General features: G+C 65.4%; 12 protein-coding genes. 9 read left to right on the top strand and 3 right to left on the bottom strand.

Going from position 1 to position 14778, the window contains the following annotated elements:
• Positions 1-131 precede the first annotated feature (131 nt).
• Positions 132-1724, top strand: a complete 1593-nt coding sequence (locus tag Q0030_RS32570; RefSeq protein WP_298376687.1) for a gamma-glutamyltransferase family protein — start codon at positions 132-134, stop codon at positions 1722-1724.
• 49 nt (positions 1725-1773) lie between these two features.
• On the opposite strand, the gene Q0030_RS32565 is transcribed toward Q0030_RS32570, so the two are convergent.
• The 3 genes from Q0030_RS32565 to Q0030_RS32555 form a co-directional block, all read right to left on the bottom strand.
• Positions 1774-2511 carry a TetR/AcrR family transcriptional regulator gene (locus tag Q0030_RS32565; RefSeq protein ID WP_298376684.1) on the bottom strand — a complete coding sequence of 246 codons (738 nt, stop codon included), beginning with the start codon at positions 2509-2511 and terminating at the stop codon, positions 1774-1776.
• Positions 2512-2653: 142 nt separating this feature from the next.
• Positions 2654-3874 (bottom strand): amidohydrolase family protein, encoded by a 1221-nt coding sequence (locus Q0030_RS32560; protein ID WP_298376681.1) that lies wholly within the window; start codon positions 3872-3874, stop codon positions 2654-2656.
• A gap of 17 nt (positions 3875-3891) precedes the next feature.
• On the bottom strand, positions 3892-4779 hold the full coding sequence (locus Q0030_RS32555) for a polysaccharide deacetylase family protein (protein ID WP_298376720.1): 888 nt from the start codon (positions 4777-4779) through the stop codon (positions 3892-3894).
• A gap of 238 nt (positions 4780-5017) precedes the next feature.
• On the opposite strand from Q0030_RS32555, the gene Q0030_RS32550 reads away from it, so the two are divergent.
• The 8 genes from Q0030_RS32550 (at position 5018) to arcC (ending at position 14749) form a co-directional block, all read left to right on the top strand.
• Positions 5018-6220: an ABC transporter substrate-binding protein gene (locus Q0030_RS32550; RefSeq protein WP_298376678.1), complete on the top strand. Its 1203-nt coding sequence runs from the start codon at positions 5018-5020 to the stop codon at positions 6218-6220.
• A 40-nt stretch (positions 6221-6260) separates the two neighbouring features.
• Positions 6261-7136, top strand: a complete 876-nt coding sequence (locus tag Q0030_RS32545) for a branched-chain amino acid ABC transporter permease (RefSeq protein WP_194460784.1) — start codon at positions 6261-6263, stop codon at positions 7134-7136.
• Entirely contained in the window at positions 7133-9667 is a 2535-nt protein-coding gene (locus Q0030_RS32540; protein WP_298376669.1) for a branched-chain amino acid ABC transporter ATP-binding protein/permease, read from the top strand. The genes Q0030_RS32545 and Q0030_RS32540 overlap by 4 nt, the downstream gene beginning before the upstream one ends.
• Positions 9668-9682: 15 nt before the next feature.
• Complete coding sequence (locus Q0030_RS32535) at positions 9683-10624, top strand: DUF2877 domain-containing protein (RefSeq protein ID WP_298376666.1); 942 nt, start codon at positions 9683-9685, stop codon at positions 10622-10624.
• Positions 10625-10830: 206 nt separating this feature from the next.
• Positions 10831-11019: a hypothetical protein gene (locus tag Q0030_RS32530; RefSeq protein ID WP_050404632.1), complete on the top strand. Its 189-nt coding sequence runs from the start codon at positions 10831-10833 to the stop codon at positions 11017-11019.
• A gap of 10 nt (positions 11020-11029) precedes the next feature.
• On the top strand, positions 11030-12280 hold the full coding sequence (locus tag Q0030_RS32525; RefSeq protein ID WP_298376663.1) for a DUF1116 domain-containing protein: 1251 nt from the start codon (positions 11030-11032) through the stop codon (positions 12278-12280).
• Positions 12277-13785, top strand: a complete 1509-nt coding sequence (gene fdrA, locus Q0030_RS32520; protein WP_298376662.1) for an acyl-CoA synthetase FdrA — start codon at positions 12277-12279, stop codon at positions 13783-13785. Before Q0030_RS32525 ends, fdrA begins: the two co-directional genes overlap by 4 nt.
• Positions 13786-13789: 4 nt before the next feature.
• A complete protein-coding gene (gene arcC, locus Q0030_RS32515) occupies positions 13790-14749 on the top strand; it encodes a carbamate kinase (protein ID WP_298376659.1) in 960 nt (319 codons plus the stop codon).
• Positions 14750-14778: the final 29 nt, after the last annotated feature.

Raw genomic sequence — 14778 nt, 5'->3', positions numbered from 1 at the left:
CCGAACTGCAATGGCCAGCCCTGGTGACGAGATCGACGGTTCGGCACCCGTATCTCAAAGACCGATCTTTGGCTCCTTGACACGGTAAGTAAAAATATTATTACATGCCGTGTTTAGGAGAGAGACGGCTGATGTTGCAGACAAAACGAAGCTATGGCGGCATGGTGACCGCGCCGCACCACCTGGCGGCGCAGGCGGGACTCGCTGTCCTGTCGGAAGGTGGCAATGCCATTGAGGCGATGATCGCGGCGGCCGCGACGATTGCCGTGGCCTATCCGCATATGAACGGCCTCGGCGGCGACAGCTTCTGGCTCGTCGGCCGCGCCGGTTCGGTGCCGGTCGGGATTCAGGCTTGCGGACGCGCTGCGATGGCAGCAGATAGCGGCTGGTATCGCGAACGTGGCTGCAGCAGCATTCCCGGTCGCGGCCCGCTCGCCGCGCTCACCGTCGCAGGTACCGTCGACGGCTGGCAGAAGGCCTATGAACTCAGCCGCGATCGTCATGACGGGCGGCTGCCGATGGCGCGGCTGCTCGAGCCCGCAATCCGGCATGCTGAGGAGGGCGTTGCCGTCACCAGCACGTTGCATGAGAACATCCGCAAGAAGCGGCATGAGCTCGAAAACGTGCCCGGCTATGCCGAAGTTTATCTGCCGCAAGGCACCCCGCTTGCGCTCGGTGCGCGGTTGCGCCAGCCGCGTGTCGCCGAGACGCTGCGGCGTCTGGCCAAGGCCGGGCTGTCTGATTTCTATCGCGGCGAACTGGCGCGCTCGATGGCGGCCGACCTCGAGCGCGTGGGGAGCCCGCTGCGATTGGCTGATCTGGAGCGGCATCAGGCATCGCTGGTGACGCCGCTCTCGGTCGAGGTGTCCGGACACAAGGTCTTCAACATGCCTCCGCCGACGCAGGGGCTGGCCTCGCTCCTGATCCTGGCACTTTATGCCCGGCGCATGGCTGGCGAAGCCGATGGCGTCGATCATCTGCACAGGCTTGTCGAATGCACGAAGGCCGCGTTCCGTGTTCGCAACGGCCATGTGACCGATCCCGACTACATGAAGCGCCCCGCCGCCGAATTCCTGTCCGAGGAATCGCTCGCCGCGCTCCACGAAACCGTATCCGACCGCCGCGCCGCGCCGTGGCCCGATCCGTCCAAGCAGGGCGATACGGTGTGGCTCGCTGCGACCGATCGAAACGGGCTCAGTGTCAGCTTCATTCAAAGCGTCTACTGGGAGTTTGGTTCGGGCGTCATCCTCCCCGAGAGCGGCGTCACCTGGCAAAATCGCGGAACGAGCTTCAGCCTCGGCGAGACCGATACCAATCGGCTGGATCCGGGACGCCTGCCGTTCCACACGATCCAGCCGGCGATGGCCGAGCTCGGCGATGGGCGGCTGATATCGTTCGGCACGATGGGCGGAGAGGGCCAGCCGCAGACCCAGGCCGCCATCTTCAGCCGTTACGCGGTGCACGGCCAGGAGCTGCAGTCCGCGATTACGGCGCCGCGCTGGCTGCTCGGTCGCACCTGGGGCGAGGAAAACAACAATCTGAAGATCGAATCCCGCTTCGATCCCGCGATCATCGAACGGCTACGCGCGCTCGGCCACGACATTCAGGTGACCGGCCCGTTCGAGGAGTTCATGGGACACGCCGGCGCGATCGTCTGGCATCCGGACGGCCTGATGGAAGGGGCCAGCGATCCGCGCAGCGACGGCGTCGTTGCGGCCCGCTGAGGGGCATTCCCGGCGCCTGATCCGCACGATACTGCGTGCGGGTCGCCCGCTAGCGTGACGGCTTGCCGAGGCGCGCTGTCGCCTTCGATGCTGCTGACTTGTCCTTGCGTGTCCCGGCAGGGGCCGTCAGCCAGGTCAGGATCATGTCCTGCGCATGCTCGCGGCGCAGCTCAAGCCAGTCCGACGCGCCGAGGTCCTTGTCGAACATCGCCGACAATGTGTACCGGTTGGAAACGTGGAAATAGCTCATCGCAGTGATCGAGACATAGAGCTGGATCGGATCGACATCACCGCGAAACAGGCCCGCCGCCACGCCGCGCCGCAGAATGCTTTCGATGCTTGCAACCAGGGGCAGGGTGAGATCGGCAATCTTGCGCGACTTGCGCATATTGCGCCCGCGCTGAAGGTTCTCGGTGTTGATCAGCGCGATGTAGTTCTGGTGCTGCCCGAAGAAAGTGAATGTGAAATCGATCAACCCGCTCATTGCGGCGATCGGTTCGAGATCATCCAGTTTCAGTTGCTGTTCGGCCGCGCGAATTTCGGTGTAGACGTCCTCGAGGACCGCAATGTAGAGCCCGTTCTTGTCGCCGAAATAGGCGTAGAGCAGGCGCATGTTGGCCTTGGCGCGCTGCGCAATGGCTTCGACGCGTGCGCCGCCGAGGCCATTGTGGCAGAACTCGAAGGTCGCCGCGCGCAGGATCGCTTCCTTGGTAAGCGCGGAGTCGCGGGGCCGCTTTCCGCGTGTGGTACTGCGGGTGGGGCTGGTCTGTGCTGTCGTCTCTGTCACGGCGTCAACCTTGCCTGGGCTCGGGTATTCACGCAAGGCACGTCCGCATCAGGCCTCATTGGGCAGCGGACCGGTTCCCGGCGCAAGCAGCTGGGATTGAGATCGGCATTACGACTGTTCGTCAAGTGCGATTCCTCCATGTTCACTGCTTCCGGGCACCGGCCGCCACCATCACGCCGCCCTGCGCGACCAGTCGGCCAGCCTTGTAGACATCGCGTGGCTTGGGACGCGCGACCACGGCTTCCTGCACATGCCGGGCGTCCAGCACGACGAAATCCGCCGTGCCGCCGACGGCAAGGCCGTAATCCTTGAGGCCAAGCGCGCGCGCTGCGTTGGTCGTCACCATGTCAAAGGCCGCGGCCAGTTGATCGTCCGTGTTGAACCCGGAGCGGTAGCCGACCATCATGGCGCGTTCGAGCAGGTCGCCGTCGCCGTAAGGCCACCAGGAATCGCGGATGTTGTCGTTGCCGGAGAACACGGTGACGCCGGCATCACGAAGCAGCAACACAGGCGGAAACAACCGCGCGCCCGGGGCATTGGTGAGAATGGCGACGCCGGCCTCGGCAAGCTGCTGCGCAGTACGTTGAGCCACGTCAACAGCCACTTCGCCGAGCGCATAGGCATGACTGATCGTGACCTTGCCGCCAAGGCCCGACGCTTTGGTCCGTCGCGCGATCTCCTCGATCTCCGAGATGCCCTGCAGACCACCGTCATGCAGGTGAATGTCGATGCCGACGCCATGCCGCTCGGCGATCCCGAAGATGACGTCGAGATGCCCGGCGACGTCACCATCATGGCCTGCGGGATCAAGTCCGCCGACCAGATCGGCGCCGGCGCGAACGGCTTCCTCAAGCAATTTGGCGGTTCTAGGCGATGTCAGGATGCCGCTCTGGGGAAACGCGACGATCTGGATCGAAAGCTTCTCCCGGTGAGCCTGCCGCGCGGCGGCGATCGGTTCGAAATGTCGCAGGCCGACCTCGGCGTCGACATCCACATGGCTGCGCATGTGAGTGGTGCCCTGCGAGACGCAAAGGTCGATCAAGGCCGCTGCCCGAACTGGGATCGGCTTGGCGCCGGCGAGGGCTTCCTTCTCGAATTTGACGCGCTCGCGGACGTCGAATCCGGCGGTGCACGGCCGATGCGGCTTCCAGTCGTCGCCGATGAAGCATTTGTCGAGGTGGATGTGACCTTCGACCATGCCGGGAAGCACCAGGCGCCGGCCAAGATCGCGGCTTTCGCCGACCGCCTCGTAACTTTGCGGGGACGACGCGATCGCCACGATCTTGCCGCCGCGGACGGCGATTTCGACCAGCTGGCCGTCGGCGAGCCGCGCGTTCTGAAAGAGTGTGTCGATGGCTGTCAATTCAAGTCTCCAGTTTCTTATGTCGGTACGATTCCGTCGGGCAGGGCGCGGGAAAATGCCGCGATCTCGCCGGCGGTGGTGATCCAGATGTCGTCGCGCCTTGCGACGATCGCCTGCAGGGCGCGTCGCAGCGGCCGCAGCCGGTGGGGCTGGCCGACCAGATATGGATGCAGCGCGATCCCCATCACCAGCGACTGCCTGGCGGATTGCGCCAGCATCTCCTCGAATGTGTCCGTGATCATGGTCGCAAACTGCTCGCCGCTGTCCTTGCGTCCGACAATCGAGGGGATGTCGTTCAGTTCCTGTGGATAGGGCACGGACAGGATCCGCCCGCCCCCCCTTGTCGAGAACCACACCGGCTGATCGTCCATGCACCAGTCGAGCAGGTATTGGTAGCCCGCTTCGGCGAGAAGGTCCGGCGTCACGGCGGATTGCGAGATCCATGGACCGAGCCAGCCGAGCGGCCGCCGTCCCTCGGCCCGCGCGATGACATCCGTCGCCTCCGCGATCAGTTGCTGCTCCTCGGTAGGTGAGAGCACGCCCTGCCGTTCGGAATTGGTCCGTCCATGGCCGACGACCTCGTCGCCGCGCGCGCGAAATGCGTCCATGACTTCCGGGCAGTAGTGATAGATGCTGCTGTTCGCGAGCACGGAGATCGGCAGTTTCAGCTCGTCGAACAGATCGATGAGCCGCCACACGCCGACCCGGTTGCCATAATCGCGCCAGGCGTAATTGAGGACGTCTGGATGCGGACCGCCCGGGCAGAGTTCGGCGCCGAGTCCATCGCCGAAAGCGAAATGCTCCAGGTTGAGCGCGATGTAGACCGCGAGCCGCTTTTTGTTCGGCCACAAGAAATCGGGGCGGCGGGTGATCGCGCTGTAGCGGTAGCGGTCATGAGAGAGCAGAGCGCGCGCTGGATCCGCCGCTTGCGCGGATGTTGCACCGCCGAGAACGCCACGTGAAGTGGCCCGCTCCGGTTCCGCTCCAGTCTCCCGTTGCATTGCAATCTCCATCCGGCGCGCGATCAGCCGCTTGACATTCGCCAATTTGTGAAGAAAGTTTTTACTTCCGTCAAGGCCGCGGAGACAGCGGCAGCGGACCAGAGGCGGCTTGGGAGCCGTCGGAGCGGGAGGAATCGCAGAAATGAGCTACGCTTGTACCCCCATCACCGGGCTGTGCCGCCGCGTTGTCTTGCAGGGCGCGCTCGCCATTCTCATCGGCTCTGTGCCGCTCGCGGAGCGGGCACGGGCCGCCGAGCCGATCAAGATCGGCCTGGTCACCGCGCTGTCTGGGCAGTCGGCGCGCGCCGGCGAAGCGTTGACCCGCGGCGCCACGATCGCGATCGAGGAGATCAACGCGAAAGGCGGCGTGCTCGGCCGTCCACTGGAGCTGGTGCGCCGTGACGATGAAAGCAATCCCGCCAAGGGGCTGACCGCCGCGCGCGAACTGATCCAGCGCGAGAAGGTCGCGGTGCTGCTCGGCGGTCTCGATACGCCGGTCCAGCTTGCGATCGTGCCGTTCGTCAACAACGTCAAGATGCCGTTCGTGGTGCCATGGGCGGCCGGAACCAACATCACGCAGAACGGCGCCGCGTCCAACTATGTGTTCCGCGTCTCGGCGATGGACGACGAGGTCGACAAGGCGATCGTTGCGTTCGCCGGCAAGACCTTCGCCGCCAAGAAGCCGGGCCTCATCCTCGTCAACAATCCCTGGGGCGAATCGAACGAGCACGGCCTGCGCGCGGCGCTGAAGGCGGCAGGGATCGAACCGGCGGGTGTCGAGAAGTTCGAGGCGAACGACGTCGACGTGGTCGCGCAACTGTCCCGGCTCAAGCAGGCCGGCGCCGACTCCCTGTTCCTGGTCGGCAATGTCGGTCCATCCTCGCAGGTCGTGAAATCGCTCGACCGGATGGGCTGGGCGCCGCCGATCGTGTCGCATTGGGGGCCGGCCGGCGGCCGCTTCACCGAGCTCGCCGGGCCGAGCGCCGAGAGCGTCGTCTTCGTGCAGACCTACAGCTTCTTCGGCAACCTCTCGCCGGTCGGCAAGCGCGTGCTCGCCGAGTTGCAGGCGAAGTATCCGGACATCAAGGGCCCGGCGGACGTGACGCCTGCGGTCGGCTTTGCCAACGCCTATGACAGCGTGCTGGTGATCGCCGGCGCTATCCAGAAGGCCGGCAGCACCGATCCGACCGCCATTCGTGACGGCTTCTACGGAATCGACCGGCTGGAAGGCCTGATCAAGACCTATGAGAAGCCGTTCGCCCAGGACAAGCACGATGCGCTGACGGCGCAGGACTACATCTGGGCCCACTTCGAAGACAACCACATCCTGCCGTTCAAGAACTGACGGTAGCGATCGTCCAGCAAGCAGATCGGGGTGATCATCGATGTCGTTTCTTTCGGCGATAATAACTGGAATGGCGCTGGGGAGCATGTACGGTCTGCTCGCGCTGGGCTTTCACGTCACTTACGCCGTATCCGGCACGGTCAACTTCTCGCAGGGCAGTTCGATGACCCTGGGAGCCGTTGCCGGATACTTCTTCCTCATCGTGTGGGGCTGGCCGGCCGCGATCGGCATCCCCGCGGTGTTGCTGGTCTGCGCGGTTTACGGCGTTCTGATTGAACGCTTCGCGGTTCGTCCGTTCGTGCAGCGCGGGTCGGACAACTGGCTGATGGCGACCGTCGCGGTCGGCATCATCGTCGACAATGTGATGCTGTTCGTGTTCGGCAAGGAGCCGCGCAGCTTCCCGTCGATGCTCGCGGCCAAGCCGATCCAGATCGTGGAGGGGGCAGGGGTCTACCCGCTGCAGCTGCTGATTCCTGTGGTCGGCCTCCTGCTTGCGCTGGCGCTGCATCTGATCACCCGCCGCACGCGGCATGGCGTCGCGATGCTTGCGGTGGTGCAGAATCCCAATGCCGCGCGGCTGATGGGCATCAATGTCAGCGGCGCCATTGCCGCGAGCTACGCGGTGTCGGCGATGCTTGCGGGCGTCGCCGCGCTGCTGATCGCGCCGCTGTTCAACGTCTCGTCCGAGATGGGCACGCTGTTCGGCATCAAGGCGTTCGCCGCCGCGATCATCGGCGGCCTTGCCAGCGCCTGGGGTGTCATGCTGGCCGGATTGTGTCTCGGTCTGATCGAGGTGTTCGCGACCAACTATCTCGGGTCGGTCTACACCCAGATCATCACGTTCGCCTCCGTCATCGTCATCCTCGTCGTCATGCCGCACGGGCTGCTCGGCCGAGCTGGAGTTAAGAAGGTATGACCTCTCGCGCCTCCCTTCTCGTCGCGGTCGTGGCGTTCGCGATTGCCATCTTCTATGCCGCGGTCGCGGACAGCTATTCGGTGTTCCTGATCGCGACGATCTCGCTGACCGCGATCGGCTGCATCGGCCTCAATGTCCTGCTCGGCCTCGCGGGCCAGATTTCGCTCGGCCATATCGGCTTCATGGCGATCGGTGCGTACACCACCGTGCTGCTGATGGAAAAGGCCGGCTGGCCCTACCTCGCCGCGACGGCGGGAGCGATCGTGCTGGTCAGCATCGTCGGCGGGCTGCTCGCAATGCCGGCGCTGCGCGTGCGCGGGCCGTATCTGGCGATGGTGACGATTGCCTTTGGCTTCATCGTCGAGCATGTCACGATCGAGTGGCGTGATCTCACCGGCGGCGGCAACGGCCTGATGCTGAGTGCGCCGCCGAGCGTGTTCGGCTATGCGCTGTCCGAGCGTTCGCTGGCCATCGCCGGCGTCGTGCTGGTGTTTGCCGGCCTCATCCTGTTCGCGCGGCTGAAGCGCAGCGGCTGGGGTTATGCCATGCGTGCCGCGCGCGATACCGAGGTTGCGACGCGCTCGCTCGGTATCGATCTGGTGCAGGTCCGCGCCGTGGCCTTCGTGATCTCGGCGGCCGCGATGGCGCTGGCCGGCGCGCTGTTCGCGCCGCTGCAGGGCTATATCAGCCCGAGCTCGTTTCCGTTTCTGCAATCGGTGCTGCTGTTGTTTGCCGTGATGGTCGGCGGCGCCGGCTCGGTGCTCGGCCCGGTGATCGGCGCAGCGCTGGTGGTGCTGCTGCCGGAAGCGCTGTCGGATCTTGCGGAGTATCGCCTGCTGGCCTTTGGCGTGCTGCTGTTCGTCGTACTGCGCGCCGCGCCCTCCGGCATCGTTGGCCTCGCGGAGCAACTTGCGGCAAGATTGCTGCCGGCGCGCAAGCCGGTGGCCGAGCCGGCGATCGCGGCGGCGGAAACCGATGCGGCGATCCTCGAGACCCACAACGCGGCGGGGCTCGACGTGACGGATCTGTCGATCTCGTTCGGCGGCGTGCGCGCAGTCCAGGGCGTATCGTTCAAGGCGGCGCCCGGTGCCGTCACCAGCATCATCGGTCCCAACGGCGCCGGCAAGACCAGCGCGCTCAATCTGCTCTGCGGCTTCTACCGGCCGCAGGCGGGGACGGTGAAGCTCGGCGATCGCGACGTCACGGGCATGACGTCGCATCTGCTGGCGCGGGTCGGCGTGGCGCGCACGTTCCAGACCACGCAGCTATTCGGCTCGCTCACCATCCTGGAAAACATCTTGCTGGCCGAGCGGGTCGGCCGTCTCGGCGGCGTTGTCTCCGCGCTCCGCAACGCGGAGACCGAAGGTTTCGCCCGCTTCCTGCTGCGCTTTGCCGGTGTCGACGGCGATGTCGATCGCCTTGCGGATTCGCTGTCCCATGGCGAGAAGCGGCTGGTCGAGATCGCGCGCGCGCTCGCGCTACGGCCCCGCATCCTGCTGCTCGACGAGCCCGCGGCAGGCCTCTCGAAGGGCGACAAGCAGCGCCTGACCGCGCTGTTGCGCCGGATCGCCGATCTCGGGATAGCCGTCATCATCGTCGAGCACGACATGCCGATGATCATGTCGCTGAGCGATCTCATCGTCGTGCTCGACGGCGGCAAGCGCATCGCGATCGGAGATGCGGCGGCGATCCGCAACGATCCGCTGGTCCGCAAGGCCTATCTCGGCGACGCCGCGCCCGGTGAGAAGAGCCGCGCGCCGCGGCCGGCACGGCAGGGTACTGCGCTCGAGGTCAAGACGCTCGATTCGTTTTATGGCCTGTCCCGCGCCTTGAACGGGATCGATCTGGTAATCGCTCCCGGCGAAGCGGTCGCCGTGCTCGGTGCCAACGGTGCCGGCAAGACCACCCTGATGCGGTCGATTGCCGGTCTCGAACCGCCGCGGTCCACGGGCGAAGTGCGGCTCGCCGAGACGCGCATCGACAGGATGCCCGCGCATGTTCGTGCCCGCTGCGGCGTCGTATTGGTGCCGGAAGGGCGGCAGGTGTTTCCGGAGCTGACAGTGAAGCAAAACCTGCAAATCGGCGCCTATGCGCGCAAGGGGATAGACCTCGATGCCGAGATCGAGGCGATGTTCGTGCGATTCCCGCGGCTGAAGGAGCGCATCGACCAGCGCGCCGGCCTGCTGTCCGGAGGCGAGCAGCAGATGCTCGCGGTGGCGCGCGGGCTTCTGACCGGGCCGAAGATCTTCATGCTGGATGAGCCGTCGCTCGGGTTGGCGCCGCTCGTGGTCGATGAACTGTTTGCGTCCTTCGAGCGGCTGCGCAGCGAGGGCATGACCCTCATCGTGGTCGATCAGATGGCAGGCCATGCACTCGCGCTGGCCGACCGGGCCTATCTCCTGGAGACCGGTGCGATCCTGAAGAGCGGCGCCGCCGACATCATCGCCGAGGATCCGCTGCTTGAGGCGGCCTATCTGGGCGGCGAGGCCCAGCCCGGCGCGCCGCAACGGTTCGCGGCCCAGGCACGCTGAGGGAGGCGAGGGCGGATGTTGGTCGGAGGCCGCGAAGCTGACGGAAGGCAGCCAGGTCGCGCGAGCGCGCCGGACGAGCGGCGTCCCGAGCCCGCAGCGACGGTCTGCGCCGGCGTGGAAGTGGGGCTTCTCGCCGACAGGGCGCTTCGCGATCGCGCCGCGGGCCAGGTCGTCGCCGTGTTCGAACGTTCGTTCTACGCCGTGATCGACGGAATCTGGATCTGCGTTGGACGGATCGGCATCGGATCGGGTCCGTTGCACGTGGTCGGCGACTTCCGATGGTCGGGCCTTGCGGTCGGCGATCCCGTGCGGGTCGCGGACTCCATGCTGTGGATCGGAGCGACGCCGCTCGCGAATCTGGCAACGCGGTCCGTCTGGGCGCCGCCCGCTGTACCACACTGGTCGACGGCCAGCCTGCGACGCGGCCTTGATGCGGTTGATGAGGTGTGGACCGGCGATCTGATTGCGGAGGGCCTCGCCGTGGTCGGGGCCGGACATGCTCCGGACGACGCCTCTGCGCTCGTTCGGGCTGCCATGCCCGGTCTCGCCGCACTGGAGCTAATCCTCGCAGGCTCGGATAGCGATGCGGATCGCGAGTCCGGGCTCGCCAGCCTGATCGGTCTCGGGCCGGGGCTTACGCCGTCCGGCGACGATCTGATCGGCGGTGCGCTGATCGCGTTGGCTGCGCTCGGACTCATCGAATGTCGCGACGCATTGTGGGAGCATTGCCGCGCGCTGCTCGACGGCACCAACGACATCAGCCGAATCCATCTGCGTGCGGCGGCACTGGGTTATGGCGCGGCGGCACTGCACGCTGCTATCCACGCAACGATGAGCGGGGAGGCCGCCGGATTTCGTCGCGCCCTCACGGCTCTGACGGCGATCGGGCATACATCCGGACTGGATGCATTTGCCGGCAGTCTGATCGTCCTGCGCCACGCTCTTTGCGCGCGGTGACAGCGTTGCAGATCAAATTTCGAGTTCTCCCAGACTGCTCCGAACGAAGTTCGGAGCACTTTTTTTAAAGCGGGATTGCGCTTCGGCCGGTCCGCCATTCGAGCGGATACGGAAATTCGCACTTTTCCGGGAATTCGGTCTTGACGAAGTAAGTGTTTTCTTATTTACTTGGCGCAACGAAAACGAACTTTATTAGGGCGGAGACGATGACGGATCAGGATAGGCCGCAGTATCAGCAATTGCTGGCGCGCAAGGTCGAAGTCGTGAATGTCGGGCTTGAGGGGTTCGTGAAGGACCTTCGCGACTGCGGCATCGACGTCGTTCACGTCGACTGGAAGCCGTCGGCGGGTGGAGATCCGCAGATGGCGGCCCTGCTCGCGAAGCTCGGTGTGTGAGGGCGCACCGATGAAACTGATCGAAGACGCAAACCAACAGGCGCTCGCCCGGATCCTCGAAGGGGAGCCGCGGCTGATCGACATCGTTCCCGCCCGCGAATTGATCCCGGGTCTGCGCGAACGGATGATCCTCCACGCCGGACCGCCGATCACCTGGGACAGGATGTGCGGTCCGATGCGCGGTGCGGTCGCGGGCGCCATCGTGTTCGAGGGATGGGCGAAGGATCTGTCGACTGCGACCAAGCTCGCCGCCGGTGGCGAGATCGAATTTCACCCGAACCACCACTTCGGCGCGGTCGGCCCGATGACCGGCATGACGACGATGTCGATGCCGCTGTTCGTGGTCGAGAACGCGCGCTTCTCCAACCGAGCTTATTGCGCGATCAACGAAGGGCTCGGCAAGGTGATGCGCTTCGGCGGCAACGACGCCAGCGTGCTGAAGCGACTCGCCTGGCTGCGCGACGTGTTCGGTCCGACGCTCGGCAAGGCGATCCGTGCCGCAGGCGGCATCGACCTGAAATCGATCGTCGCGCGGGGCTTGTCGATGGGCGACGAGCTGCATCAGCGCAATCTGGCCTGCTCGAGCGTCTTCCTGCGCGAGATCGCGCCCTGGATGGCGCGAACCTCGACCGACAACGCCGTTCTCGCCGAATGCCTCGCGTTCATCGGGCAGAACGATCAGTTCTTCCTCAACATCGCGATGGCGATGGGCAAGGCGATCACCGATCCGGCCAATGGCATTCGGGGTTCGACCATCGTCACCACGATGTGCCGCAACGGCACCGATTTCGGGATCCGCGTCAGCGGACTCGGCGAGCAATGGTTCACCGCGCCGGTCGAAATGCCGGAGGGGCTTTATTTTGCCGGCTATTCCGAGAAGGACGCCAACCCGGACATGGGCGATTCCGCGATCGTCGAGACGATCGGTCTGGGCGGATTTGCGATGGCGGCGGCGCCGGCTGTCGCGGGCTTCGTCGGGGCCGGCGCGCCGTCCGAGGCCGGCAACTTCACCCGCTCGATGGGCGAGATCACGGTTGCGCAGAATCCGGAATGGACCATCGCCGCAATGGACTTCGCGGGCGTGCCGACCGGCATCGATGTCCGCCTGGTCGTCGATTCCGGCGTGGTGCCCGTCATCAACACAGGCATCGCGCATCGCGAGCCCGGCATCGGGCAGGTCGGCGCCGGCGTGGTCAAGGCGCCGTTGGCGTGCTTCCAGCAGGCGATCGTCGCGATCGCCAAGGATTTGGGTGTGTCATGAACGTCGTTGTCCTGAACGAGGTCCGCAAGGGATTCTATCTCGACTCGGTCGCGCTGATGCGGCTGTCGCGCGAGGTGGCCGGCTCGCCCGGCGTGATCGAGGCGGCGTTGATGATGGGGACTCCGTCGAACGTTGCGATCATGCGCAATGCGGGGCTGCTCGAGGAGGGCGCTGCCGTGAAGGGCAATGACCTCGTGATCGCGGTCAAGGCCGAGTCCGGGACCGCTGCCCGCGAAGCCCTCGACAATGCGATCAAGTCGCTCGACAAGCCGAAGACCCAGGGCGAGGCACAGGCTGCCTGGCAGCCGCACTCGATCGCCGCCGCCGTGAAGGTCAGGCCGGAGATCAATCTTGCGCTGATCTCCGTTCCCGGCGAGTTCGCCGCCTCCGAGGCCCGCAAGGCGCTCAATCGCGGCCTGCATGTCCTGATGTTCAGCGACAACGTGTCCCTCGAGGACGAATTGTCGCTCAAGCAGCAGGCGCGGGCGGCCGGCCTCCTGATGATGGGGCCGGACTGCGGAACGGCCGTGATCGGCGGCGCGCCGCTGGCGTTCGCCAACAAGATCAAGCGCGGCAGGATCGGCATCATCGGTGCGTCGGGGACCGGAACGCAGGAGGTCTCGTGCCTGATCTCTGAAGCCGGCGCGGGAATCTCCCACGCCATCGGGGTCGGCGGGCGCGATCTGAAGAAGGATATCGGCGGCATCACCACGCTGATGGCGATCGATGCATTCGAGTCCGATCCGGAAACCGATCACGTGGTGCTGATCTCGAAGCCGCCGCATCCCGATGTCGCCAGGTCCGTCATTAAGCGGATCGGCAGAAGCAGGAAGTCGTACACCGTGTGCTTCATCGGTGCTTCGGAGATCGAGCTGCCGCCGAACGCCCGCTTCTCGCCGACGCTGAAAGGCGCCGCGGAGCTCGCACTGGGAGACAAGAAGATCGGCGCGGGCTTCGATGCGAACGCCGTTGCATCACGGCTTCCGCGGAGCGGCCGAGGCGGGATCGAGGGCTTGTTCGCCGGCGGAACGCTGTGTGCCGAAGCCCAGGTGATCCTCGCTGCCGCAGGCCGGAAGGTGGCGTCGAACGCCGCGATCCCCGGCGTGGCCAAGCTCGGCGTCGAGCCGAACGCTGGACGGGACCGGCTGATCGACCTCGGCGACGACGAATATACCCGTGGCCGGCCGCACCCGATGATCGACCCCTCGGTGCGCGACGATGCGTTGCGTGCTGCGCTCAAGAATCGCGATCTTTCGGTGGTCCTGCTCGATCTTGTGCTCGGTTATGGCGCGCATGCCGATCCCGCCGAGCACCTGACGAAGATCGTCGCCGATCGCGGACAGGATGCGCCGGCGTTGATCGCGTCCGTCGTCGGCACGGAGCAGGATCCGCAAGGGCGCTCCGCGCAGGTCAGGAAACTGGAGCAGGCCGGAATCCTCGTTGCGCCGTCGAACGCGCAGGCGTGCGAGCTTGCGGTTGCCATCGTCCAGAATGCCGGGAGGTAAGGAAATGCGTACACTCAATGACGTGCCGCGTCGCCTGGTGGTCGCGATCGGTGGCAATGCGGTGCACCCCGAGGATATCAGGGGTACGTCCCAGGAGCAGAAGTCGGTCGCGCAGATCACCGCGGAAGCGCTGCTGCCGCTTGCGCAACTCGACAACGAGCTGGTCATCACGCACGGCAACGGCCCGGTCGTCGGCAAGATCATGATGCGCCAGATGCTGACGATGAGCCGAATCCCGCCGATGGACATGGACATCTGCGTCGCGCACAGCCAGGGCGGCATCGGCTACCTCCTGATGCAGGCGATCGAGAATGCCCTGCGCGAACAGGGCAACCAGCGACATGTGGCAAGCCTGCTGACCCAGGTAGAGGTGGACAGGGACGATCCCGCGTTCAAGAATCCGACCAAGTTCGTCGGGCCGTTCTTCTCCGAGGACGAAGCGAAGAAGATCAGCGCTGAACTCAATTGGGCGATGCGTGAGGATTCAGGGCGCGGCTGGCGTCATGTCGTGCCGTCGCCGAAACCCAAGCATGTCTGCGACATCTCGCTGGTCGACGCATTGGTCAAGCGCGGGACGATCGTCATTGCGGGAGGCGGCGGCGGTGTTCCCGTGGTTCGTGATGCGAAGGGCGTGCGCACCGGCGTGCCGGCGGTCATCGACAAGGATCTGACATCCGCTCATATCGCGAATGTGCTGGGTATCGAAGAGTTGCTGATCCTGACCGCGGTCCCGCGCGTCGCGGTGAATTTCGGAAAGCCGAACAAGAAGGATCTGGATCAGGTCAGCCTCGAGGAGATCAAGGCGTACCACCGTGAGGGACATTTTCCTCCGGGAAGCATGGGACCCAAGGTCGATGCGGCGATCCGGTTTCTCGAGGGCGGCGGCAAGCGCGCGATCATCAGTCACCTCGATTGCGCCATGGCGGCGCTGCGGGGCGAGACGGGGACGCACGTCGTTCACTAACCGCCGGGATTGGCGCATCAACGGGACAT

This window comes from uncultured Bradyrhizobium sp. (genome assembly GCF_947648125.1).
In the GTDB taxonomy this organism is placed as follows: Bacteria; Pseudomonadota; Alphaproteobacteria; order Rhizobiales; family Xanthobacteraceae; genus Bradyrhizobium.
The sequence above is the reverse complement of the archived record's forward strand: the minus strand, read 5'-3'. Positions and strand labels throughout refer to the sequence as shown.